The sequence below is a fragment of the Achromobacter xylosoxidans genome, from assembly GCF_014490035.1.
GTDB lineage: Bacteria > Pseudomonadota > Gammaproteobacteria > Burkholderiales > Burkholderiaceae_B > Achromobacter > Achromobacter bronchisepticus_A.
The window spans coordinates 5,835,570-5,858,906 of sequence record NZ_CP061008.1 but is presented as its reverse complement, the minus strand read 5'-3'; the positions used below and the strand labels follow the sequence as shown (position 1 = coordinate 5,858,906).

Here is a 23,337-nt window from a genome sequence, read left to right as displayed (position 1 = left end):
TGTCAGCTAGCTGTCAAGCAGGCGCCGCCAGAGGGAAGCGGATTTTTCCTGCTGTTGTATTCGGACTACAGCAGGAAAATCGTGGCCAGGCCCAGAAAGATGAAGAAGCCCAGCGAATCGGTGGCGAAAGTCAGGAGCACCGAAGAACCCATGGCAGGATCCTTGCCGAAGCGGGCGCGCACCATCGGCACCAGCACGCCGACCGACGCGCCGACCAGCATGTTGCAGACCATGGCGGCCATCATCACCAGCGCGATCGACACCGAGTGCGAGATGACCCAGGCGAACAGCGCCGCCACCAGGCTGCCGCACAGGCCCACCATCAGGGTGACGAAGAGTTCGCGCTTGACCAGCTGCCACAGGTTGCGGCCGGTGATGCGGCCCATCGCCAAGGCCCGGATGATCAGGGTCATGGTCTGGTTGCCGGAGTTGCCGCCGATGCCGGCCACGATGGACATGAGGAAGGCCAGGATGACGATCTGGCTGACCGTGCCTTCGAACTGGGAGGCCACGAAGGATGCCGTGGCGGCGGTACAGAGGTTGAACAGCAGCCAGGGGGCGCGGTTGCGCAGGGCGGTGGAGACGGGCGCGAAGATGTCTTCTTCCTGCAGACCGGCGCGCGACAGCGCCTGCTCCTGGGAGTCTTCGCGCATCACGTCCACCACGTCGGCGATGGTCACGCGGCCGATCAGGCGGCCCTGGTCGTCCATGACCGGCGCGGAGACCAGGTCGTAGCGTTCGAAGGCGCCGGCCGCGTCAGCGTCGGAATCCAGCGGGTTGAGCGTCAGGAAATCCGAGTTCATGACGGCGCGCACTTCGGTTTCAGGCTCGCTGACCAGCAGCTTGGACAGCGGCAGGATGCCCTGCAGCTTGTCCTGGCGGTCCACCACGAAGATCTGGTCGGTGTGGTCGGGCAGTTCGTGCAGCCGGCGCAGGTAGCGCAGCACCACTTCCAGGGTGACGTCCTCGCGCACCCGGACCATCTCGAAGTCCATGATCGCGCCCACGCTGTCTTCCGGATAGCCCATGGCTTCCAGCAGCTGCGCGCGTTCCTCTTCGGTCAGGCCCTTCTGGACTTCGGCCACCACGTCGGGCGGCAGGTCGGGCGCCAGGTCGGCCAGCTCGTCGGCGTCCATGTTGCCGGTGGCGGCAACCAGGTCCTGGCGGTCCATCGCTTCGATCAGCGATTCCCGCACCCAGTCTTCGACTTCCAGCAGCACGTCCGCGTCGTGCTCGGGGCTGACCAGCTTCCAGATGGCTTGCCGTTCGTCCTTGGGCAGCGACTCCAGGATGAAAGCGATATCGGCCGGATGCAGCCCGTCCAGCAGGGTCTTGAGTTCGGCCTCGTGCTGACGGTGCACCAGGTCCTCGACCAGCGAGGCCTTGGAGTCGCCTTCCTCCTGGCGATGCACCAGGTCGGCAACCAGTTGCTGGCGGCGCAGGCGTTCCTGCACTTCCGCCAGGGCGTGTTGGGCGTCTTCCGGGTCGAGGCGGCGGGGCGTCGCGGGCGGTTTCTGCGCGGCGGCGGACTGCGTCATGCGTTACGGCTCAAAGAGTGGGGAGGGGACGGCGGCGGCGGGCTTCGTCGGTGGCGACGTAGGTCAGCGTGGCCTCGGTGACCTTGACGATCTCGGCGTCCAGCCGCTGGCGCTCCGCGTAGACCTCGACGGACACCGTGACCGACGTCGTGCCGGTCTTGATGATGGCTGCGTAGAAACTGAGCAGATCGCCCACGAACACCGGCTCTTTGAACTGGAAGGCGTTGACCGCCACGGTGGCCACGCGTCCGGCGGCGCGGCGCGCGGCGGGGATGGATCCGGCGATGTCGACCTGGGACATGATCCAGCCGCCAAAGACGTCCCCGTGGATATTCGCGTCCGCCGGCATCGGCATGACGCGCAACACCGCGTCGCGATCGGCGGGCAAAGTCGTAAACGGGGTTTTGGTGCTGGAGGTCATGCGGCCGACTCCACTGCTAGGGAACCAGCCGATTATGCAGGAAAAACGCGACAGCGGCGTGCGTGCGCAAAGCCCGCCGCGGCCTTGGGCGCGGCGGGCCAGGGATCAGGACGCCAGCTTGACGATGGCGTAGCCGCCGACCAACAGCCAGAGGTACAGGATCAGGCCCAGCGCCATCACCCGGGGGCCGGCCTTGCGGATCTGGGCAAAGCGGGTTTCGATGCCCAGCGCGGTCATGGCCATGGTCAGGGCGAAGATGTCCAGGCGGCGGATGGCGGCCACGGCGTCGGCGGGGATGATGTTCAGCGAATTGATGATGGCCAGCACCAGGAAGCCCACCGCAAACCAGGGAATGGGCAGCTTGGCGCCCTTGCCCTGGCCGCCGGCCGCATGCGAGGCCGCGCTGCGCAGATACAAGCCCAGGATCAACAGGACCGGCACCAGCAGGGCTACGCGGGTCATTTTCACGATGGTGGCGACTTCGGTGGTGGCGGGGTCGACATTGCTGGCTGCGCCGACGACCTGGGCGACTTCATGGATGGTGCCGCCGATATAGATGCCCAGGGCTTGGGTGTCGAGATTCAGCCAGCCTGCGTGATAGAGCACCGGGTACAGGAACATGGACAAGGTGCCGAACAGCACCACGGTAGCCACGGCCACCGCGCTCTTGTGCGGGGCGGCCCGCAGCGTGGGCTCGAAAGCCAGCACGGCGGCGGCGCCGCAGATGGCGCTGCCGGCGGCGGTGAGCATGGCGGTGTCGCGGTCCAGGCCCAGCAGGCGCTGGCCCACCACGGTGCCCAGCAGCAGCGTGCCCACCACCACCGCCACCGAAACCGCCAGCCCGGGCAGGCCCACGGCGGCGATCTGCTGGATGCTGATGTTCAGGCCGTAGAAGGCCACGGCGATGCGCAGCAGGCGCCTTGCGGTGAAGTTCACGCCCACGCCCCAATCGGCGGGCATGGTGCCGCGCAGGAAGTTGCCGTAGAGCATGCCGCAGACAATGCCCACGACCAGCGGCGAAAAGCCCAGCTGGCGGATCGCGGGCAGGTCCGCCAGCTGCATCACCGCGGCGGCCATCAAGCCGACGAACAGCACGCCATTGAGTTTGTCCCGCCACGGCGTGGCGGCGGGAGCGGCGGCGGGCGAGGCCGGGGTGGCGGGCAGGGGGACGGCGGTGCTGGAAGAGGTACTCATGGCTGGCCTTTTGGAGGAGGCATATCTAAATAACTTCACGAAATATTAATTTCCCGCCTACTATTTGAAAAATCTTTATTTCAGATATGTAATATCAGTAATTCTGATATTTAGGTGGCCCCGACCCGGCAACCATGACGCCCGACCAATTGCTTACCTTTGCCGCCGTGGCCGATGCCGGCAACATCAGCCGCGCGGCGCAGTTGCTGAACCTGTCCCAGCCCGCCGTTTCCGGCCAGCTGCGGATGCTGCAGGAATGGTTCGGCGAGCCCTTGTATCGCCGCAGTGGCCACGGCATCGCGCTGACTGAAGCCGGCGAACGCCTGGCCGAGCAGGCCCGCCAGTTGCGCCAGGTGTACCGGCAGGCCCAGGCGGTGCGCGAATCCTGGCGCGGACTGGAAACCGGCGATCTGCGCCTGGGCGCCAGCACCACCCCCGCCAGCTATCTGCTGCCCAGCCTGGTGGCGGATTTCCGCCATGCCTTTCCGGCGGTCAGCCTGCATTTGTCGGACGGCAACACGCGTGAAATAGTCGAGCGCCTGCCGGCCCTGGACCTGGCGTTCATCGAGGGCGACGTGCCTGCGGGGCTGCCCGCCGACACGGCCGTGCACGCCTGGCGGCAGGACGAAGTGGTGGCGGTGGTGCGCGCGGACCACGCGCTGGCGGGCAAGGGGGCGGTGATGCTGCGCGACCTGGCGACGTCGGCGCTGGTCATGCGCGAGCCTGGTTCGGGCGTGCGCCGGCTGGTGGAGCGTGCGTTTGCGGATGCGGGCCTGGCGCCGTCGGTGGGGTTGGAGCTGGCCGGCGTGGAGGGCGTGAAGCAGGCGGTGCGTGCCGGACTGGGCGTGGGCTTCGTGTCCGTCATGTCGATGCGCCACGAAGATGGGGCGCTGGCGGCCTTGCGCCTGTTGCCCAAGCCGCTGACGCGGACCTTGAGCATTCTGGTGCCGCACGCAGACGCGGCCGCCCGCGCCGCCGAACGCTTCCTGGCGATGTGCCTGGCGGTCGGGGCGGCGGACGGCGTTTGAGGGTCAGGCCTTGGCCAGGCGCTTGAGCGCCAGCTGGACCCAGTACGTGCCGCCCAGCGGCAGCAGCTCGTCGTTGAAGTCGTAGCTGCCGTTGTGCAGCATGCAGGGGCCCAGGCCGTGGCCGCTGTCGCGGTGTTCGCCGGTGCCGTTGCCGATCCACACATAACAGCCCGGCAATTCCTGCAGCATGAAGGCGAAGTCTTCCGCGCCCATGGTGGGCTGCACGTGATCGTTGACGTTGGCCTCGCCCACAAGGTCGCGCAGCACGTCGGCGCAGAACGCGGCTTCTTCAGCGTGGTTGATGGTCGGCGGATAGTTGCGCTGGAAGGTGAACTGCACCTCGCAGTCCATCGCCGCGCAGGTGTGGCGCGCGATCTCTTCCATACGGCGTTCGATCAGGTCCAGCACGTCCAGCGTGAAGGTGCGCACGGTGCCGCGCAATTCAGCATGGTTGGGCACGACGTTGTCGGCGCTGCCCGCATGGATCTGCGTGATGCTCAGCACCGCGGCGTCAAGCGGATTGCGGTTGCGCGTGATGATGGTCTGCAGCGATTGCGCCAGCTGCACTGCCGCCATGACGGGATCGATGCCCAGGTTGGGCATGCCGGCGTGCGTGCCCTTGCCCTTCACGACGATGGAGAACTCGTTGCTGGACGCCATGATGGGGCCGGCAGTCAGGCCGAACTGGCCGGCCTTCATGCCGGGCCAGTTGTGCATGCCGAACACCGCTTCCATGGGGAAGCGCTTGAACAGGCCGTCGTCGATCATGCGCTTGGCGCCGCCGCCGCCTTCTTCCGCGGGCTGGAAGATCACATAGACCGTGCCGGCGAAATCGCGGTGCTGCGACAGGTATTGCGCGGCGGCCAGCAGCATGGCCGTGTGGCCGTCGTGACCGCAGGCGTGCATCTTGCCGGCGTGGGTGCTGGCATGCTCGAAGGTATTGACCTCCTGCATGGGCAGCGCGTCCATGTCGGCGCGCAGGCCCACGGCGCGGTCGCCCGGCAGATTGCCGCGGATGATGCCGACCACGCCGGTGCCGCCAAGCCCGCGGTCGATTTCGATGCCCCATTCTTCAAGTTTCGCCGCCACCACGTCGGCGGTGCGGAACTCCTCGAACGCCAGTTCGGGATGCGCGTGGATGTCGCGTCGGATCTTGGAAATGTCGTGATGCCACGCGACGATGGGTTCGAGCAGTTTCATGGGGCTCTCGGGCGAAAAAAGGGAACGCAACAAGGGTATCATCAATCAAAAACCAATTTAATGGAGACAAATACCATGACGCGTCCGTGGCTTGCCCATTATCCGCAGGGGGTTCCGGCGGAGATATCGACAGACGGTTATGCCTCCCTGACTGACTTGCTGGACCGGGCCTGCAAGCAGTACGCCTCGCGCATTGCGTGTACCGCAATGGGCAGCAACATCACCTATGCGCAACTCGATGCGCACGCGCAGGCTTTCGCCAGCTGGCTGCAAAGCGTGGGCCTGTCCAAGGGCGAGCGCGTGGCATTGATGATGCCCAACGTGCCGGCCTATCTGGTCAGCATGCTGGGCACGCTGCGCGCGGGCCTGGTCGTGGTGAACGTGAATCCGCTCTATACCGCCGAAGAGCTGCAGCGCCAATTGCTGGACAGCGGCGCGTCGGCCATCGTCATCCTGGAGAATTTCGCGCATACCTTGCAGCGCGTCACGGACCGCGGGCAGCTCAAGCACATCGTCGTGACGGGTCCCGGCGATCTGCTCGGCGGCCTGAAGGCGCCGCTGGTCAACCTGGCCGCGCGCTACGTCAAGAAGATCGTGCCCGCGTGGCAGATCGACGGCGCCCGCATGCTGCCCGACGTGCTGCACGACGGCGCGCGCCAGCGCTTTGCGCCGCCGGCGCTGTCGATGGACGATGTGGCCGTGCTGCAATACACCGGCGGCACCACCGGCGTGCCCAAGGGCGCGATGCTGTCCCATCGCAACCTGGTGGCCAATGTGCTGCAGACGGAAGCGGTGGCGCAGCCGGTGGTGCATGACCTCGCGGACCGGCAGCTCACCATCATCAGCGCGCTGCCGCTCTACCATGTGTTCGCGATGACCGTGTGCGGGCTGTATGGCCTGCATGCGGGCATGCGCAATGTGCTCATCATCAACCCGCGCGACCAGCCTTCGCTCATCAATGCATGGCGCAAGGTGCCGATCAACGTGTTCCCCGGCGTCAATACGCTGTTTAACGCGTTGGCGCACAACGAAGACTTCGCGCGCCTGGATTTCTCCGGCTTGCGGCTGACCTTGGGCGGCGGCATGGCGGTCCAGCAGCAGGTGGCCGAACGCTGGCTGAAGATCACCGGCAGGCCGCTGATCGAAGGCTATGGCCTGTCGGAGACCTCGCCGGTGGCGACCGTGAATCCCACCAATGCGACCGCGTATTCGGGTTCCATCGGCCTGCCGTTGCCATCTACCGACGTGGCCATCCTCGATGACGAAGGCCGTGAAGTGCCGTTGGGCGAACGCGGCGAAGTCGCCATCCGCGGCCCGCAGGTCATGCTGGGATACTGGCAGAAGCCCGAAGAAACCCGCCACTCCATGACCGCCGACGGTTACTTCCGTACGGGCGATATCGGCATCATGGACCCCCAGGGCTACACCCGCATCGTCGACCGCAAGAAGGACATGATCGCGGTGTCGGGCTTCAAGGTCTACCCGAACGAGGTCGAGGCGGCCGTGGCCCAGCATCCGGGTGTGCTGGAATGCGCGGCAATCGGCGTGCCGGACGAGCACTCGGGCGAGGCCGTCAAGGTGTTCGTGGTACGGCGGGATCCGACGCTGACCGAGGCGCAGATCCAGGATTGGTGCCGGGAAAAGCTGACCGGCTACAAGCGTCCGCGCTACGTGGAGTTCCGCGACGAGCTGCCCAAGAGCAACGTGGGCAAGATACTGCGCCGGGAACTGCGTCCCGACGCGGTGGCGGGCGTACCCGCAGACAAGGCGGCTTAGGGCCGTCAGTCCTTCTTGTCGAGGTGCGGCGCAATCATCTCGTGCAAGGCGCGCTCGATGGCCTTGTTGCCGGCCACGACGCGCCCGCCGATGGGCCAGGGATCCTGGCGGTGCATGTCGGAACACGCGCCGCCCGCTTCGCGCAGGATCAGCGTGCCGGCGGCCACGTCCCAAGGCGCCAGGCCCATTTCCCAATAGCCGTCGTAGCGGCCGCAAGCGGTCCAGGCCAGGTCTAGCGCGGCCGCGCCCATGCGGCGCACGCCGCGCGCGCGGTTGATGGCGTCATGCAGCATGGGCATGTATTGCGCGGCGAATGAAAAATCGCGGAACGGGAAGCCGGTGGCCAGCACCGCGTCTTCGATGGTCGGCGTGCGCGAGCACTTGATGCGCCGGCCGTTGAGCCAGGCGCCCAGTCCGTAGACTGCGGTAAAGAGCTCTTCGCGGCTGGGGTCGTAGACCACGCCGACCACGGGCGTGTCCTCGGCCAGCGTTTCGGAAGCCGAGATGGCGGTGCCAGCGTGCGCGATCAGCGCGATCGACACCGCGTAGTGCGGGATGTCGTGCAGGAAGTTGGTGGTGCCGTCGAGCGGGTCGATATACCAGGTGGCGCTGCCCTGGGGCTTGCCGCCGGTTTCTTCGGCGACGATGCCGAACTTGGGCGTGCGGGTTTGCAGCTCCTGGATAATGGCGGTTTCCGCCTCGCGGTCCGCTTGCGATACGAGGTCGTTGCGCGCCTTGCGGTCGATCACGAGATCGGCGCGGTGATGCGCGTAGGATTGCAGTATGGCCGCGCCTGCATGGGCCGCAGTGACTGCCGCGTCGATCGCGGCGCACAGGTCGATGGGCGAGGTCTGCGAACGGGGCTGATCATAGGTATCCATGAAACCAGTGTAAGCCTATGTATGCGTCAAACCTGTGGCTGAGCCCCGAAACTGCCGTGCCGCGTGGCGTCCGCCCAACGCGGCTGCATACAACTATTCGCGCTGATTTTCATTCTCCATTTCGTCTGCCGCCGCCGTTTCCATGTCCTTTTCCTATGCTCCCCTCATCCCCGCCAAGGCTGAATTCGATGCTGACGGCCGGCTCTACAGTCCGGCTTATGGCGACGTCTACCATTCGCCGTCGGGCGCGCTGGGGCAGGCGGAACACGTGTTCCTGCGGGGCAACGGCCTGCCTGAGCGTTGGCGCGGGCGCCGCACGTTCACCGTCTGCGAAACGGGCTTCGGCCTGGGGCTGAATTTCCTGGCCCTCTGGAAAGCATGGCGCGACGATCCCCAGCGCAGCGCCGCGCTGCACGTGGTGTCGCTGGAAGCGCATCCCTTTGAACGCGAAGACCTTGCTGCTCTGTTGACGCGTTATGCCCCTGAGCCCTTGGCCGCCCTGGGGCGGCAATTGGCGGCGGGATGGCCGGTCTTATTGCCCGGACTGCATCGCCTGGAGTTCGAGGGCGGCGCAGTCACGTTGACCCTGGGCTTGGGCGATGCGCAGGTTCTGGCGTCCCGCCTGAGCGTCGGTGTGGACGCATTCTTCCTGGACGGTTTCGCGCCCGAACGCAATCCGCGCATGTGGGAGCTACCTTTGCTGCACAACCTGGCCAGGCTGGCGGCGCCGGGCGCCACGCTGGCCACCTGGGCCTGCACCGGCGAACTGCGCCAGGCCTTGCGGACGGCGGGTTTCGAGGCGCGGCGCGCGCCTGGCTACGGCGGCAAATGGCATATGACGGTGGCGACCGCCGTTGCGGCTGGCAGCGCAGCGCAGGGCGGCCCGGACGGGGTGTCCCGCCACGCCGTGGTGGTGGGAGCGGGGCTGGCGGGTTCGGGCATTGCCCAGGCGCTGGCCGCGCGCGGATGGCGCGTGACCGTGATAGACGCGGGCCGGGCGCAGGGCGCGGCGGCGCATGCAGGCCATGTCGCCGCGGCCTTGACGCCAGTAGTGGCGCGCGATGACAACGCGCGGGCGCGCCTGTCGCGCGCCGGCAGCCTGCGGGCGCTGGCGCGCTGGCAGGGTTTGCCGGCAGGCGCGGCGCCCCTGGTTTGCGGCACGGTCCAGCTGGAGCGCGACGAAGGCCGGTCCGCGGCCTTGGCCGGCACCTTGGAGACCCTGGCTTTTCCCGAACACTGGGTACGCCAGGTCAGCCGCGACGAAGCCAGCGCCTTGGCCGGCCTGCCGCTGGCGCGCGGCGGCGTGTATTTCGGACAGGGCATGCTGTTGCGGCCTGACCTGCTGATAGAAGCCCTGCTGGCGACGGACGGCGTGACCCTCTTGCCCGGCACGGCTGCCAGGGTCGAGCGCATCGGCGCGGGCTGGAGCGTGCGTGATGTTGCCGGCGCCGAACTGGCGTGCGCCGATGCCGTCATCCTGGCCAATGCGTTCGGCGCGCGCGCCGTGCTGGCCGATAGTGGGCTGCTGGATCCCTTGCCGCGCGTGGGCCAGATGCACGCGCTGGCGGGCGAGGTCACGCTGGTGCCCGCGCAGGCGCTGGGCGGCGGCCCCCGCTGCATCGTCGGAGGCGAGGGCTATCTGCTGCCCGATGTGGGCTCGGGCTGCGTGGCCGGCAGCACCTACGTGCATGGCGCGTCCGAAGCGCGGATCGGCGCCGAGGGCCAGCGTGTCACCCTGGGCAAGGCCGCTGGCCTGCTGGGCGGCGGCTTCCCCGACTTCGAATCCCTGGAACCCGGCAGCCTGCCGGGCTGGGCCGGTTGGCGGGCCGTGCTGCCAGGGCGCTTGCCGGCGGTAGGAGAACTGCCTCACGCTCCGGGCCTGTGGCTGGCCGTCGGTTATGCGTCGCGGGGCTTGTCGTGGTCGGCGCTCATGGGCGACCTGATCGCCGCGCGTCTGGCGGGGGAGCCGTCCCCCTTGGAAACGGACCTGGCGCAACTTATTTCGCCACGATGAAAAAAAGCCGGAAGCGGCGTCGGGGACATGTCCCAGGTGGCGTAGAATGGCAGGAATTGCCGGGATTTGGCGCCAAATTGGCCTGAGTTGGCCGCGAACCTGGCATTTTGGCGGCTCGACGGCCGCTCCTTTTGGGGGGCGCTGGCCGAAGGCTTTAGACCCCTTTTATGGATGAGATCGCAGTCCAAATGAGGGACCGAGTTTATTTCAAAGCCCAAATCCGTCAAAATAGCGTCTTTTGATGGTTTTTGGCTTAAGCCGGGGGATGCTCTGTGCCGCCCAAGTTCGACTTTGCCCATACTACCCAGCTCGAAACCGTCGAGCTGCTGACGTCCCGCCCCAGTCGCATCGATTTCGACGCGGGCGATGGGTTGCACCTGGTAGTCGAGGCGCATGCGCCGGGCGTCTTTCGCCTGCGCTGCGGCGAGGCTAATCACCTTACCGATGACAAGCCCGGCGCGCGTGCGCGCGCCGTGGCGGAAATGCTGCTCGCGCGCCAGGAGGCCGTGGGCGAAGCCGTTATCGCTCCGCGCGACGACGGGGAGGGCTGGCGGATCACCCAGGGCGACGTCTCCCTGGAAATCCTGTCCAACCCCGTGCGCGTCGCGATCTACCGCAACGATGAACGGGTGTTCGAGTCCGAGGTATCCGCGCATACGCCCGCATTCGGGCACAACGCGCTGGACCAGGCCGACGACGCCGTCTGGACGGCGGGCTTCACGCTGCAGTCCGACGAGCGCGTATACGGCCTGGGCGAAACCCCGGGCGACCTGAACCGCCGCGAAGAATCCGTGGTGTCCGACGACCCCGAGCACCGCGCCCTGCCTTTGGCATGGAGCCCGCGAGGCTGGGGCGTCTATGTCAACACCATGCGCCGCGTCGAGCATTCGGTGGGCGTGGCACCCGCGGATTCCGCCTACGTGCTGACCGTGGACGATGTCGTGCTGGACATGTTCCTGTTCGCTGGCGAACCGGGCGAGATCCTCAACCAGTACACCGCCTTGACCGGCCGCGCGGGTCAGCCCTCGCTGTGGGCAATGGGCGCCTGGCTGCAGCAGGCCCCGGGCGAAATGCCCACGGACACCGTGGCCTTGGTCGCCCGCATGCGCGAAAACCAGATTCCGGTGGATGCCGTGACGCTGGCGCAGCCGGCGGCCTGGGGCTTCCAGTCGGACAAGACGGTTTTCGAATGGAACGCCCAGCGCTTCCCGGACGCCAAGCAGATGCTGGCGCTGTTCCACAAGCACCATGTGCATGTCGCCGCTTCCGGCTTCCCGGGCGTGCTGAAGACCAGCCCGCTGTTCGAGGAACTTGAAGACCGCGGCTGGCTGCTGGCCAAGGACGACGGTTCGGCCCAGGTGTTCGACGGCAACGCCGCCACCTCCGGACAGCCCTACGGCCTGCTGGACCTGACCTACCGCGACATCTACAACCTGTGGGTAGAGCGCCATCGCCAACTGGTCGAAGACGGCCTGGACGCGCCTGCGTGCGACGCCCAGATCGCCATCCCCGACGGCGTCACCGCCCGCAACGGCGAAACCGGCCCCGCGCTGCGCAGCATGTATCCGCTGCTGGTGCGCCGTGCGCTGTTCGATGCGGTCGCAGGCCTGAAGGTGCCGCCCGAAGGCGTGGTGCCCAGCTCCGACCTGTTCCCCGCCGCCCAGCGCCTGCCGTGGCAGGTGGGGCCGCAGGCTGAAAACACCTGGGAAGGGCTGCGGCATACGTTGCGCACCGCCTTGTCGATCGGCGCCAGCGGCTTGCCCGTCCAGGTGCATGGCATCGGCTCGGCCGCGCGCGACCGTGCCGGCATGACGCCCGAGCTGTACCTGCGTTGGCTGACCGCCGGCGTGTTCTCGTCGAACTTCGCCTTCCAGGGCGTGGAAGGCCTGATGCCCTGGGACTTCGGCGAAGAGACCCTGGCGCATGCCAAGACCTGGATGCAGTGGCGCTACCGCCTGGTGCCTTACGTGCTTGGCGCCATCGAGGACTCGGCGCGCACCGGCCTGCCGGTGCAGCGCTCGATGGCCATGTCGTTCCCGAACGATCCGCACGCGCACGACTGGGACCTGCAATACCTGCTGGGTCCGGCCCTGCTGGTGGCGCCCGTGACGGAACCCGGCAAGCAGGTGCGCGTGTACCTGCCCAAGGGCGAAGCCTGGTGGGACCTGAACACCGGGCACCGCTACGAAGGCGGCACCACCTGGACCATCGATTGCGAACTGGGCCAGTTCCCGGTTTTCGGCCGCGAAGGGCACATGCTCTGTCTTGGACCGGCCGCGCAGCATACGGGCGAGTTCAACTCGGCTCGTATCCTGGACGAGGTCTGGATGTTCGGCATGCCGGTGCATAACCCGGTCGTCATGCGCAACAAGATCCGCGTGATGCAGATGCAGGGCTCCAGCTACATCAAGGGGCTGGAAGGCTTGCGCATCTCTCCGTCCGAGGGCCTGGAAGTCAAGCGCCGCGGCGCGGAAGTCCGCATCTCGCGCGCACGCTGAAAAAACCGGCTGCGGCCGGTCCGGCACAAAATGGGCAGTCAGGAAGGCTTTCCTTCCTGACTGCCCTTTCCGCGTTATGGCATTGCTCCTTGGGGACGCAACCGGGCGCGGGTTCGGGCTTTTATATTGCTTGTAGTTATTAAAAATGAAAGAAACAGTCGTTCTCTGTAGAAGAGAAAAGATACAAAATCGCTTGCCATGATTCAGATCGAGAACCTATCCAAGACCTACGCCACGCCGCACGGACAATTCCAGGCGCTGCGCGGCATCAACCTGCATATCCAGCAGGGCGAGGTCTTCGGCATCATCGGCCCCAGCGGGGCCGGCAAAAGCACGCTGGTCCAGTGCATCAACCTGCTGGAGCGGCCCAATGAAGGCTCGATCGCCATCGGCGGTCAGTCCCTGACCGGCCTGAACGAAGCGCAACTGCGCGAGCAGCGCCGTCGCATCGGCATGGTGTTCCAGGGGTTCAACCTGCTGTCGCGCCGCACCGTGTACGGCAATGTTGCGCTGCCGCTGGAAATCGCCGGCGTGGCCAAGGCCGAGATTCCGGCCCGCGTCGAGCGCCTGCTGGCACTGGTGGGCCTGGAACATCTGCGCGACCGCTATCCCAGCCAGATCAGCGGCGGCCAGAAGCAGCGTGTCGGTATTGCCCGCGCTTTGGCCAACAACCCGGACGTGCTGCTCAGCGACGAAGCCACGTCCGCGCTGGATCCGGAAACCACCCACAACATCCTGGCCTTGCTGCGCGACATCAACCGCAAGACCGGCGTGACCGTGGTCATGATCACGCACCAGATGGAAGTCGTGCGCGAGGTCTGCGATCGCGTCGCCGTGCTGTCGCAGGGCGAAGTGGTTGAAATAGGCAGCACGCGCGAAGTGTTCGCGCAGCCGCGCCACGAAGTGACCCGCGCCATGGTGTCGGCCGCCACCGCGTCCGACCTGACCGACGCCACGCTGGCGGCAGTCAAGGAGCGCATCCAGGCGCTTGCCGCCGCCAAGCCGGGCCAGGCCGTGCGGCTGCTGCGCCTGTCGCTGACCGGCACCGACGCGTCGGGTTCCTTCCTGTCCGACCTGTACAAGCAGTATTCGCTGGATGTGGGCCTGATCCAGGCGCGCGTGGAAGACATCCAGGGCGTGGCCGTGGGCACGATGTTCGTGCTGGCCCAAGGCGCGCCCGCATCGGTCAAGGACGCGATTGCCGCGCTGGCCGCCCGTGACATTACCGTTGAAGAAATAGCTCATGAGTCCGCAACTGATCGACCTGCTTATTACGTCGCTGCTTGACACCCTGCTGATGGTGGGCGTGGCCAGCGCCATCGCGGTGGTGGTCGGCATTCCGCTGGGCGTGATCCTGACGGTGACGGCCCGCGGCAACATGCTCGAGAATCAATCCGTCAACCACGTGCTGGGTGCGGTGATCAACGCCACGCGTTCGGTGCCGTTCGTCATTTTGATGGTCGCGATCATTCCGTTCACGCGCCTGGTGGCCCAGACCTCCATCGGCACCACGGCAGCCATCGTGCCCTTGTCGGTGGCCGCGATTCCGTTCATGGCCCGCATCGCCGAAAACGCCATGCGCGAAGTCGACCCGGGCCTGATCACCGCGGCGCGCGCCATGGGCGCGTCGCCCATGCAGATCATCATGAAGGTGCTGCTGCCCGAATCCTTGCCCGGTCTCATCGCCGCGACCGTCGTCACTGTCGTCAGCCTGATCGGCTACTCGGCCATGGCCGGCGCCATCGGCGGAGGCGGCCTGGGCGACCTGGCCATCCGCTATGGCTACCAGCGCTTCCAATCCGACGTGATGGCCGCAGTCGTCATCGTGCTGATCGTCCTGGTCCAGGTAATCCAAAGCCTGGGCGACCGCTACGTGCGCCGCATCTCGCATCGCTGATCCTGCCGGCGCCGCACTTATTTCTCCTCACTTCCGACATTCGGGATACTGCAACATGAGCATCAAGGTTTTGAAGTCGCTGGCCGCGTTCGCGCTCGGCGCCGCCGTATTCGCCCAGCCCGCGCTGGCCCAGGACAAGCCCCTGAAGATCGGCGTGACCGCGGGCCCGCACGCCCAGATCTTTGATGTGGTGAAGCAGGAAGCGGCCAAGCAGGGCCTGAACATCCAGGTCATCGAATTCACCGACTACGTGCAGCCCAATGTCGCGCTGTCCGCGGGCGACCTGGACGCCAACAGCTACCAGCACCAGCCCTACCTGGACAATGCCAACGCAGACCGCGGCTACAAGCTGGTCAGCATCGCCAAGACGGTGATTTTTCCCATCGGCATCTACAGCAAGAAGATCAAGTCGTTGTCCGAGCTGAAGGAAGGCGCTCGCATCGCGCTGCCGAACGACCCGACCAACGGCGGCCGCGCCCTGTTGCTGCTGCAGGCCAACGGCCTGATCAAGCTGCGTCCCGACGTCGGCCTGAAGGCGACCCCGATCGACGTGGTCGAAAATCCCAAGAAGCTGCGTTTCATTGAATTGGACGCCGCCCAACTGCCGCGCTCGCTGGACGACACCGACGCGTCGGCCGTGAACACCAACTTCGCGCTGGAAGCGGGCCTGAACCCCGCCAAGGACGCCATCGCCCAGGAATCACCCGACTCGCCTTACGCTAACGTGCTGGTCGTGCGTGAAAAGGACAAGGATCGCCCCGAGTTCGCCAAACTGATCGCGATCTACCACAGCCCGGCCGTGAAGCAGTTCATCGAGACCAAGTACAAGGGTGCGGTGGTGGCCGCCTGGTAAGCCCAGCACCGTCAGCCTCAGGAACGGTCGCCGCGAGCGGCCGTTTTTGTTGCAGGGACAGCGTTTTGGTCTGGGGCCTTGCATCGAATTTTGACAAACGGCGCCAAATCGGCCATAATTTCTGGCTTCGGTCGGGTTGTTAGCTCAGTCGGTAGAGCAGCGGACTTTTAATCCGTTGGTCGCGAGTTCGAGTCTCGCACAACCCACCACCCAATTCCTGTACCAAGCAATGGCTGTCCAAGCATTGCTGTACTAAAGAAAAACGCCGCTATTTCTAGCGGCGTTTTTTTTGCTTCTCGGTCATCGTGGTTCATGACCCGGCCATGGACTCGGCTTGTGGCCGGATTGAAGCCGCTGTTGGACCGGCGCGCGTCGCGGTTGGTCCATTTGTGTTGCTCTCTTTACGTAGAGCCTGCAAACGCGATGAGCGTCGGCTCTGCCATCGGCACATGCCGCGGGGACAGGGACGATGCCGTCTTGAACACTTCGACTGCCTGCAGCAGATCGCGCGCCTGTTCCGCCATGGAATGCGCCGCTGCGGCAGATTCCTCGACCAGCGCAGCGTTTTGCTGCGTTACGGAGTCCAGTTGCGCGATGGCGACGTTGACCTGTTCGATACCGATGGCTTGTTCGCGAGACGCGGTGGCGATCTCTCCCGTTATTGTCTTCATGCGCATCACGGAGGTCACGACTTCTTCCATGTCCCGGCCCGCTCGGGCGGCGAGATCCCGTCCGGCCTGGACCACGGAAGTGGAGGTCTCGATCAGGTCTTTGATTTCCCTTGCGGATGTGGCGCTGCGTTGCGCCAGCGCCCGGACCTCGCCGGCCACCACGGCGAAGCCCCGGCCTTGATCTCCGGCCCTGGCGGCTTCCACCGCGGCGTTCAATGCAAGAATATTCGTCTGAAATGCAATGCTCTCGATCAGCGACACAATCTGTGCGACCTTTTCCGAGTTAGCGGAAATTTCCGTCATGGCCGCGAGCATCTCGGATACGACGCCACCCGCTTTCTCCGCGGCCTTGGCTCCTTCGCTGGCCACTTCGTCGCCGCTCGCCGCGTTGTCTTGATTCAGCCGTACGGTGGACGTCAGCTGTTCGATGCTGGCCGCGGTCTCTTCCAGTGACGCGGCCTGCTCCTCGGTACGATGTGACAGATCGGCATTGCCTTGGGCAATCTGGCCTGCAGCCGTCGAGATCGATGCAGCCGATGATTTGATTGCATCGACGATTCTGGAGAGACGCGAGCGCATGGATTCCAGGCCATGCATCAAGCTATGGTCGTAGCGGGAATCGAGCTGCAGTCGGCTGGTCAGGTCGCCATCGGCGATGTTCACTGCCAGAAGTTGCGCATCGCCGGGATCGCCGCCCAACTGGCGCAGGATGCTGCGCGCTGTGAGATAGGCCGCAAATACCCCAAGCATCAGCGCGGTCAAGACGGTCGCCCCGACGGCCCATTGCAACTGGCTCGCGAGAGATCGGGTATCTTCCGCGCGTGCATCGTTGATCTTCGTTTCGAGCGCAGCCAATGTCGATAGCGTTTCCTGGAGCACGCGCTGCTTGGGCCGCAGTTCGTCTTCCAGCAGATGTTGCGCGTTCTGGCGGTCGCCATTCAATCCTTCTTCCATGACGCGCATGAACTGCGAACGCATGTCTTGTTGCGCAACGCCTGCGGCGGCGAACAGGCGCCTTTCCTCGTTGGTGGTGCCAGAACGGCTCGAGAACATGCCGCCGAGCCTGTCTCGAGATTCGTTGTAGAGCTTATCCGCTTCATTCGCCCGCGACACTTCGGCCTTCAGCACTGACGGATCCGTGAGGATCAGGATGTTGCGGATTGCGATGGCCTGCTCCTGGACCTGGTAGCGCATATCGATCGCCAGGCGCCGTTGTTCGTTGTTGATAGCGGTGATCTGGTAGACATCCTGCTCCAGCGCGCGGATGCCAAACGCACCGAGAATGCCGGACACCAGCAGCGCCACCATGATCATCGCAAAACCCATGGCAAGGCGAGTACGCATTTTCAGCTTTGATGGCTTCATTTCAATTTCGCTTTCAAGAATGGAATTTCTGTATTCGGTTCACGCTGTCCGGACTATACGGACGCGCTGCGCACGACAAAAGACAGAAATTTTGTTCCGCCAAGCACTTTTCCTATTTTGCGGATGACCGCAGATCACCGTGCAAGCGCTGCAACGCGCAAGCGCAAGCTGTCTATCGATCGATTACGCCGCGTCGTCAGACTGTGTAATGACGCAGTTGCGGCCAGAGGCCTTGGCGCGATAGAGCAACTCATCGGCGTGCTTCAGCAGTGCGTCGACATCGATGATTTCATCTGTCCGCGCGCAGACCACTCCAAAACTGCTGGTGATCGACGCTATGGTCTTGCCGTCGGACGGCACCGCCAGGCGTTCGATGCGGCGGCGCATGCTCTGCGCCATTGCGCTCGCTTGCGCCATGCTGGGTACCGTGCACAGCACAGCGAATTCTTCACCGCCGATGCGCGCCACGATGTCGGTGCGCCGCCATGTCTGATGGCATGCCTGCGCCACCGCCACCAGAACATTGTCGCCGCCGGCGTGGCCGTAGGAATCATTGATCCGCTTGAAATGATCGATATCAAAGACGATTAAAGTCAGCATCTGTTCCGGCTGGTTCAGGCTCGCGCACAACGCTGCGGCGCGGGCGTGAAATGCACGCCGGTTGAGCAGTCCCGTGAGGAAGTCCGTCTCCGCCAACGTCGCCAGATCGGCGATGAGCCGCTCGCGTTCATGCTCCGTCTGGGACTTGGCGATGGCGTCTTCCTTCAATCTCTGGATGGCGTCGAACAGGCCGAGAACTTCCTTGCGATAGCCGGCGCCGGAGATCGGCGCGGGCGCGTTGTCATTGATGGAGTTGATGATTTCGGTGGCTACGACGAATGGCCGTATCAGACGCCAGCGGAACTTGGTGAACCCCCAGGTGGCGGCCAGCAGCAGTACGACGGCCACCGCGGTGGTCGTGACCAGCTCCGTCACCGCGTTGACGCGTTGGTGTTCCAGGAGTTTTCCCAACAAGCTCAATACTTCATCGCGGAAGTCGACGATGGATTGCATCAGCGGAACATAGCGCTCCTGCATGCCTCCCTTCAGATTCGACGAGTCGGCGGTTGACGGCGGCGTATGACGCAACGCCGCGATGTACTCCAGGCCTGCGCCAAAGTACTCATACTGAACTCGAGGATATGCGCGCGTCTCGAGGTCCGCATGGGTGGAGAGCTGTACTTCAAGCAGCGCACGTAATTGGGAAACGCGACCCAGTTGTTGTTCGATGCGTTGCGTTTCCACGTCGCTGAGAGGGCGGTGCTGTACTTGTGCAGGCATGAAGGAGGATCCCAGCAGACCGGCTTGCTCGCGCAGTCCTGCCGCAAGCATGGCAATGGTCATGAGGCCGGGATTTTCCACTTCATGCCGGATCACGACGGCTGAGTTGTCGAGCGCGGTTTCCTCGAGCGCCGGGATTAGTCCGGCCATGATCACCACCACGTCGTTCAGTTCTTGCGCGCTGATCAGCGCGCGCTGTCTGGCGATGAGCCGATCCGCGGCGGCGCGCTGTTGGACCAGGGTCCGCGCAATGTGTTGGATGGTGCCTCGAACGTCCCTGCAACTGTCGCAGCTGCTGGTCTGGTGCAGTTCCAGCAGCTCGGCGATCCTGCTGTCGCTGGCACTGCGCGCAAGCAGCAGTTCGTGCTGTCTGGTCTCGGATACGGGCAAACCGTCTATCAGCGCGGCATTCATCGATCCGCGTTCCATCAGGACGGCAGCCATCGCCTCCAGCGTGCCCTGGACGACGTGCAGGCTCGACATCGCATCACGCGCCGCCGCGTGGGCGCGCCAGCTATGCGTAAGTTGAATGCCTATCAGCGCGCTCACCGGGATGAGAACGCCGATGACATATGCCACTGTGTAGCGGTTCAGAGATTTCAAAAGAACAGTGCAGACGAAGAGATTTCAGCGGGCTGGAGGCGTCGCCGCAGACTTGCCGCAATGCGTGGGGCTCACTCCTTTGCCCCAAGCGTGTCCTGCAGTATCACTTTGTTGAGCGCCAGGATGGCGATCAAGCGTTCAAGCCGGTTGCACTCGTTTTCGAGCCTGTTCAGCAATTTCATCTCATAGGATGCGAGGCCGTCGTAGTGGACCTTCCACGCGTGGAAGGTCGCTTCGCTTACACCCATGCGCTTGCAGATGTCAGACATCGGCGTGCCAAGCGTCGCCTGCTTCAGTGCATGCCTGATCTGTTCTTCTGAAAAGCCCGACCGCTCCATGTTAAGCACCTTTCCGTATTCTGAGATGAAGCCAATTCCATTCAAACCGAGAACGCATACACCGTCGCGCAATCGCTTTGACTCAATGCGTCAAGCTGCCTGCAAGCCGCGTAGGGCCTGTAGCACCGCAACCCGGGTTTGCCCCAGCACCATGCCGTGCCAGTTCGCCTCGTTGCAATAGAACGCATCCAGCGTGGTTTGCAGGATGGTTCGCCGCAAATCGTCGGGCGCTTCCGGATGCGCGTGCAGCCAGTTCCTGCCACATAGCGCATGCACCATGGCGTCGAAACGGACGGCCCCGAAAACAATGGCCATCGAGGTCGGAAGCGATAACGGGCAAGCCTGATAAATCAGATCGGCAAGCTGGCCGGAGATGTCGACCGACACCGAGTTGCCTTGGTAGGGAACGGTGATGTCGCTTCCCCACCACTGGCGCGCGCGCGCGACTTCGGCGTCGTCATGACGGCCGGCGTAGAGCTTCTCTCCATGGCCGCGCGGTCCCCACCCTGTATGTACGTCGATCCAGCCGATATGGGTGCGCTTGCGGGCATGCTCGTGCAGGATGCGGCGCAGATTCTGCAGCGATGCCGCCGGGCGGTCGCCGCCATAGAACAGGCCGTCGGCATGCGAATACTGGCCGCGCGAGACGGCTTGCGAAAAGGCGGACTGTCCGTGTTCGGCGATGTACTGGGCGATCAGCTGCTGGTTGGATTCCGTGGGCGGCCATTCCTCGGGCAGCAGCAGGTCGTGCAGCTTTGCGTACTCGGGGTTTGCTGGCAGCGGCCGCCCGTCGAAGGGCAATCCGTTGCGGTTAAGGTCTATGTTGCATTCGTCGGTGCGGGCGATCCAGGAATAACCGTATGGATTGACCGCGTGCACCAGCAGCAAGGCCACGCCGGCCTCTCGTGCGCGGGCCAGCATGACGGTATCGTCGAGCAGCGCGAGCTGGCATCCGGAGCCACAGAACCCTTCCACTCCCAGCACGGCGGAGGTCATGATGAGGATCCGATCGGCGTCGGGGTCGCCGATGTAGGCGACATCTGTGCTCAGTGCTTCGCCTTCGCTGCCGGTCTGGTCTATGCCGTAGGAGTGGAACGAGTCGGCGAGCGGCCTGGCCGCTTGCGAAAAGCGCTCGCGCGCCTGGGCATAGCTGCGGGAAAAGTAGCTCGCGCTGGTTCGCATCAGGCCTCCTGTAAACCGGACAGGGCCTGTAGAACCGCCACGCGGCTCTGGCCTAGGACCATGCCGTGCCAATCGGCGGCGTTGCTGTAGAACGCATCGAGCGTGGCGCGCAGGATTGCGTCGCGCTTGGCGTCGTCGGCCTCTGGATGAGCAAGCAGCCAGTTGCGGCCGCGCAGCGCTTCGATCATGGCATCAAGGGGCACGGTGCCGAATTCCAGCGCCATCGGCGTGTGCAAGGCGTCGGGACAAGTCTGGTAGATCAGGCCTGCCAACTGGCCGGTAATGTCCACCGACGCGGAACTGCCTTCGTAGGGGACCGCAATGTCGCTGCCCCACCATTGGCGGGCCCGGGCGACTGCGGCTGCGTCGCGACGGCCGGCGTAGATTTTTTCGCCATGACCGCGAGGCCCCAATCCGGTATGCACATCGATCCAGCCGATATGCTTGCTGCGACTGCCGTGCTGCCGCAGCATATGGCGAAGATTCAGTAGCGACGCCGTTGTGTGGTTGCCACCGTAGAACAGGCCGTCGGCGTGTGTGTACTGCCCGCGGGTCACGACCTGGGCAAAGGTCGCCTGGCCATGCTCGGCGATGTAGGCATCGATTCCTGTGATGTTTGACGTCGTGGGCGGCCATTCCTTGGGCAGCAGCAGATCATGAATCTCCGCATATCCGGGATTTTGCGGCAGAGGGCGTCCGTCGAAGGTCTGGTCGTTGCGGTTCAGGTCGACATTGTCTTCATTCGTGCGCGCCAGCCAGGAAAATCCGTACGGGTTGATTGCGTGCACGAGCAGCAAGGCCACGCCAGCCCTGCGGGCACGTTCCAGCATGGCGGCATCGTCCAGCAGAGCCAGTTGGCAGCCTGAGCCGCAAAAGCCCTCCACGCCATGCGTGGCGGAGGTCATGATCAACAGCCGTTCCGCGTCCGACGGGCCGATCAACGCGACATCGGTGGCCAGCGCTTCGCCTGCGCGTCCGACTGGTTCGATGACGTAGGATTGAAAGTGCGTGGCCAGCGGTTTGGCCGCCAGCACGAAACGGTGGCGAGCCTCTTCGTAGCTGCGTGAAAAATAGCTGGAGCCGAGCTGCATCAGGCCTCCTGTCCGTCGATGTCGTCATGGGTGCGGTCGTCGATCCAGAACAGCACCACCGTTGAAAGCGCTATGGCCACCATCAGGAACCATGCCGGCGCCATTGAGTTTCCGGTCACGTGCAGCAGCCAGGTCACGAAGAATTGCGCGAAGCCGCCGAACACGGAGATGCCCAGTCCGTACACCACCGACATGCCGGTCGTGCGGACTGCCTTGGGAAAGAGTTCAGGAAGCATCGTGAACGCTGGCGCCGACTGCAGCGCCACCAGTAGCGCGAACAGGGCGACGAGCAGCATCAGCCGCTCGGTGCTGGGCGCGGCCATCAGCCACTGGAAGCAGGGCAGCAGGACGATCAGGGTCGCCAGGCGCGACCAGAAGATCACGCGCTTGCGGCCGTAGCGGTCGGCAAGCATGCCGACAAAGGGGGCGATCAGAAAGCCGACCGCGCCGAACACGACGCTGGCCGACAGCGTGGACGTCGCCGGCAAGCCCAGTTCGCGGTTGGCGTACGCTGGCATGTAGAAGCTGAGGATCTGCGTGCTGACCATGCCGCCGATCAGCAGCAGGATGCCTTTGAGTATGGTGATCTTGTAGTCGGCGAAGATGCGGCGCAAAGGCTGGTGATCGGCGGCGCGATGCGCAGTCGCGAGTTGCGGCTTGCCGGTGTCCGGGGACGAGCTGGTCAGGGTTTCTTCGAGGTTGCGGCGGATGTAGGCGCCCACGGGCACGGTCAGGATGCCGATTACGAACGGCACGCGCCAGCCCCAGGCCTGCATCTGTTCATTGGTCAGCCCCATGGTCAGCGCCGTCACGACCAGCGCGCCTAGCATTACGCCCAGCGACTGGCTGCCGAATTGCCAACTGGAATAGAAGGCGCGCTTGCCGCGTGGCGCGTGTTCGACGAGCAGGGTGGTCGAGGCGCCGACCTCGCCGCCTGCGGCGAAACCCTGGATCAGGCGCGCCAGCACCATCATGACCGGGCCGGCCATGCCCATTTGGGCATACGTGGGGGCCACGGCGATCAAGGCACAGCCCAGGCCCATCATCCACAGAGTCAGCGTCATGGCCGCGCGGCGACCGTGGCGGTCGGCGTAGGAGCCGATCAGCATGCCGCCGACAGGACGCATCAAGAAGCCCACGCCGAAAGTGGCGGTGGTCAATAGCAATTGACCGTAACCGGAGGCGGCTGGAAAGAAAAGTGGGCCCAGCACCAGCATCAGGAAGGTGAAGACGGTGAAGTCGAAGAACTCGAGTGCATTACCGATAGTGGTGCCGGCGATGACCCGCCGGCGCATGGACGGCGTATGGAGCGCATTGGGCGCAGCCGCTGCGATTGCGATAGACATGTTTTCCCCTAGTGTCTGTTGAGAAGGTTGTTGGCCGCTGATTCCCGGCCTTGGGTACCTTCTTCGAGGGCACTATACGGACGCGCAGAAATAAGAAAAAGACAGAATTTGCGTTCCAATG

The 23,337-nt window shown here is 64.7% G+C and carries 18 protein-coding genes and 1 tRNA gene; 8 read left to right on the top strand and 11 right to left on the bottom strand.

Annotated features, from left to right (window positions below):
* Positions 1 to 65: 65 nt before the first annotated feature.
* From mgtE to IAG39_RS27150, 3 genes are all read right to left on the bottom strand, one after another.
* Positions 66 to 1,538, bottom strand: coding sequence for a magnesium transporter (gene mgtE, locus IAG39_RS27160; RefSeq protein ID WP_054457586.1), 1,473 nt, complete (start codon positions 1,536 to 1,538; stop codon positions 66 to 68).
* Between the two features lie 10 nt (positions 1,539 to 1,548).
* Positions 1,549 to 1,959 carry an acyl-CoA thioesterase gene (locus IAG39_RS27155; protein WP_054457585.1) on the bottom strand — a complete coding sequence of 137 codons (411 nt, stop codon included), beginning with the start codon at positions 1,957 to 1,959 and terminating at the stop codon, positions 1,549 to 1,551.
* 105 nt (positions 1,960 to 2,064) lie between these two features.
* Complete coding sequence (locus IAG39_RS27150) at positions 2,065 to 3,153, bottom strand: YeiH family protein (protein ID WP_059373714.1); 1,089 nt, start codon at positions 3,151 to 3,153, stop codon at positions 2,065 to 2,067.
* 134 nt (positions 3,154 to 3,287) lie between these two features.
* Between IAG39_RS27150 and IAG39_RS27145 the strand changes: the two genes are divergently transcribed.
* Positions 3,288 to 4,181, top strand: coding sequence for a LysR family transcriptional regulator (locus IAG39_RS27145; protein WP_059373713.1), 894 nt, complete (start codon positions 3,288 to 3,290; stop codon positions 4,179 to 4,181).
* Between the two features lie 3 nt (positions 4,182 to 4,184).
* On the opposite strand, the gene IAG39_RS27140 is transcribed toward IAG39_RS27145, so the two are convergent.
* On the bottom strand, positions 4,185 to 5,381 hold the full coding sequence (locus tag IAG39_RS27140) for a M20 aminoacylase family protein (RefSeq protein WP_059373712.1): 1,197 nt from the start codon (positions 5,379 to 5,381) through the stop codon (positions 4,185 to 4,187).
* A gap of 75 nt (positions 5,382 to 5,456) precedes the next feature.
* Between IAG39_RS27140 and IAG39_RS27135 the strand changes: the two genes are divergently transcribed.
* A complete protein-coding gene (locus tag IAG39_RS27135; protein WP_165867834.1) occupies positions 5,457 to 7,157 on the top strand; it encodes an AMP-binding protein in 1,701 nt (566 codons plus the stop codon).
* Between the two features lie 5 nt (positions 7,158 to 7,162).
* On the opposite strand, the gene IAG39_RS27130 is transcribed toward IAG39_RS27135, so the two are convergent.
* Complete coding sequence (locus IAG39_RS27130; RefSeq protein ID WP_118932607.1) at positions 7,163 to 8,038, bottom strand: inositol monophosphatase family protein; 876 nt, start codon at positions 8,036 to 8,038, stop codon at positions 7,163 to 7,165.
* A 142-nt stretch (positions 8,039 to 8,180) separates the two neighbouring features.
* Here IAG39_RS27130 and mnmC point away from each other — a divergent pair, with 142 nt between their 5' ends.
* The 6 genes from mnmC to IAG39_RS27100 all read left to right on the top strand — a co-directional run bounded on the left by mnmC (position 8,181) and on the right by IAG39_RS27100 (position 15,509).
* Positions 8,181 to 10,052, top strand: a complete 1,872-nt coding sequence (gene mnmC / locus IAG39_RS27125; RefSeq protein WP_118932608.1) for an FAD-dependent 5-carboxymethylaminomethyl-2-thiouridine(34) oxidoreductase MnmC — start codon at positions 8,181 to 8,183, stop codon at positions 10,050 to 10,052.
* Between the two features lie 272 nt (positions 10,053 to 10,324).
* Complete coding sequence (locus IAG39_RS27120; protein ID WP_059373708.1) at positions 10,325 to 12,550, top strand: glycoside hydrolase family 31 protein; 2,226 nt, start codon at positions 10,325 to 10,327, stop codon at positions 12,548 to 12,550.
* A gap of 198 nt (positions 12,551 to 12,748) precedes the next feature.
* A complete protein-coding gene (locus IAG39_RS27115; protein WP_059373707.1) occupies positions 12,749 to 13,837 on the top strand; it encodes a methionine ABC transporter ATP-binding protein in 1,089 nt (362 codons plus the stop codon).
* On the top strand, positions 13,794 to 14,447 hold the full coding sequence (locus IAG39_RS27110; protein ID WP_013391556.1) for a methionine ABC transporter permease: 654 nt from the start codon (positions 13,794 to 13,796) through the stop codon (positions 14,445 to 14,447). Before IAG39_RS27115 ends, IAG39_RS27110 begins: the two co-directional genes overlap by 44 nt.
* Positions 14,448 to 14,502: 55 nt before the next feature.
* Positions 14,503 to 15,300: a MetQ/NlpA family ABC transporter substrate-binding protein gene (locus IAG39_RS27105; RefSeq protein ID WP_059373706.1), complete on the top strand. Its 798-nt coding sequence runs from the start codon at positions 14,503 to 14,505 to the stop codon at positions 15,298 to 15,300.
* Positions 15,301 to 15,433: 133 nt separating this feature from the next.
* A tRNA-Lys gene (locus tag IAG39_RS27100) sits at positions 15,434 to 15,509 on the top strand.
* 192 nt (positions 15,510 to 15,701) lie between these two features.
* On the opposite strand, the gene IAG39_RS27095 is transcribed toward IAG39_RS27100, so the two are convergent.
* From IAG39_RS27095 to IAG39_RS27070, 6 genes are all read right to left on the bottom strand, one after another.
* The gene (locus IAG39_RS27095) at positions 15,702 to 17,336 is read right to left on the bottom strand and encodes a methyl-accepting chemotaxis protein (protein ID WP_118932609.1); all 1,635 of its coding nucleotides are present in this window, start codon (positions 17,334 to 17,336) and stop codon (positions 15,702 to 15,704) included.
* 183 nt (positions 17,337 to 17,519) lie between these two features.
* Entirely contained in the window at positions 17,520 to 19,259 is a 1,740-nt protein-coding gene (locus tag IAG39_RS27090) for a sensor domain-containing diguanylate cyclase (RefSeq protein WP_124260361.1), read from the bottom strand.
* A 71-nt stretch (positions 19,260 to 19,330) separates the two neighbouring features.
* Entirely contained in the window at positions 19,331 to 19,669 is a 339-nt protein-coding gene (locus IAG39_RS27085; protein WP_124260362.1) for a transposase, read from the bottom strand.
* A gap of 18 nt (positions 19,670 to 19,687) precedes the next feature.
* Positions 19,688 to 20,779: a M14 family metallopeptidase gene (locus IAG39_RS27080; RefSeq protein WP_118932612.1), complete on the bottom strand. Its 1,092-nt coding sequence runs from the start codon at positions 20,777 to 20,779 to the stop codon at positions 19,688 to 19,690.
* Complete coding sequence (locus tag IAG39_RS27075) at positions 20,779 to 21,870, bottom strand: M14 family metallopeptidase (RefSeq protein ID WP_118932613.1); 1,092 nt, start codon at positions 21,868 to 21,870, stop codon at positions 20,779 to 20,781. Before IAG39_RS27075 ends, IAG39_RS27080 begins: the two co-directional genes overlap by 1 nt.
* Positions 21,870 to 23,216 carry an MFS transporter gene (locus tag IAG39_RS27070; RefSeq protein WP_118932614.1) on the bottom strand — a complete coding sequence of 449 codons (1,347 nt, stop codon included), beginning with the start codon at positions 23,214 to 23,216 and terminating at the stop codon, positions 21,870 to 21,872. Before IAG39_RS27070 ends, IAG39_RS27075 begins: the two co-directional genes overlap by 1 nt.
* Positions 23,217 to 23,337: the final 121 nt, after the last annotated feature.

What these genes read in the sequence shown, in the direction of transcription:
- mgtE (WP_054457586.1), bottom strand. Translation starts at nt 1,538, where the DNA reads ATGACGCAGTCCGCCGCCGCGCAGAAACCGCCCGCGACGCCCCGCCGC.
- IAG39_RS27155 (WP_054457585.1), bottom strand. Translation starts at nt 1,959, where the DNA reads ATGACCTCCAGCACCAAAACCCCGTTTACGACTTTGCCCGCCGATCGC.
- IAG39_RS27150 (WP_059373714.1), bottom strand. Translation starts at nt 3,153, where the DNA reads ATGAGTACCTCTTCCAGCACCGCCGTCCCCCTGCCCGCCACCCCGGCC.
- IAG39_RS27145 (WP_059373713.1), top strand. Translation starts at nt 3,288, where the DNA reads ATGACGCCCGACCAATTGCTTACCTTTGCCGCCGTGGCCGATGCCGGC.
- IAG39_RS27140 (WP_059373712.1), bottom strand. Translation starts at nt 5,381, where the DNA reads ATGAAACTGCTCGAACCCATCGTCGCGTGGCATCACGACATTTCCAAG.
- IAG39_RS27135 (WP_165867834.1), top strand. Translation starts at nt 5,457, where the DNA reads ATGACGCGTCCGTGGCTTGCCCATTATCCGCAGGGGGTTCCGGCGGAG.
- IAG39_RS27130 (WP_118932607.1), bottom strand. Translation starts at nt 8,038, where the DNA reads ATGGATACCTATGATCAGCCCCGTTCGCAGACCTCGCCCATCGACCTG.
- mnmC (WP_118932608.1), top strand. Translation starts at nt 8,181, where the DNA reads ATGTCCTTTTCCTATGCTCCCCTCATCCCCGCCAAGGCTGAATTCGAT.
- IAG39_RS27115 (WP_059373707.1), top strand. Translation starts at nt 12,749, where the DNA reads ATGATTCAGATCGAGAACCTATCCAAGACCTACGCCACGCCGCACGGA.
- IAG39_RS27110 (WP_013391556.1), top strand. Translation starts at nt 13,794, where the DNA reads ATGAGTCCGCAACTGATCGACCTGCTTATTACGTCGCTGCTTGACACC.
- IAG39_RS27105 (WP_059373706.1), top strand. Translation starts at nt 14,503, where the DNA reads ATGAGCATCAAGGTTTTGAAGTCGCTGGCCGCGTTCGCGCTCGGCGCC.
- IAG39_RS27095 (WP_118932609.1), bottom strand. Translation starts at nt 17,336, where the DNA reads ATGAAGCCATCAAAGCTGAAAATGCGTACTCGCCTTGCCATGGGTTTT.
- IAG39_RS27080 (WP_118932612.1), bottom strand. Translation starts at nt 20,779, where the DNA reads ATGCGAACCAGCGCGAGCTACTTTTCCCGCAGCTATGCCCAGGCGCGC.
- IAG39_RS27075 (WP_118932613.1), bottom strand. Translation starts at nt 21,870, where the DNA reads ATGCAGCTCGGCTCCAGCTATTTTTCACGCAGCTACGAAGAGGCTCGC.
- IAG39_RS27070 (WP_118932614.1), bottom strand. Translation starts at nt 23,216, where the DNA reads ATGTCTATCGCAATCGCAGCGGCTGCGCCCAATGCGCTCCATACGCCG.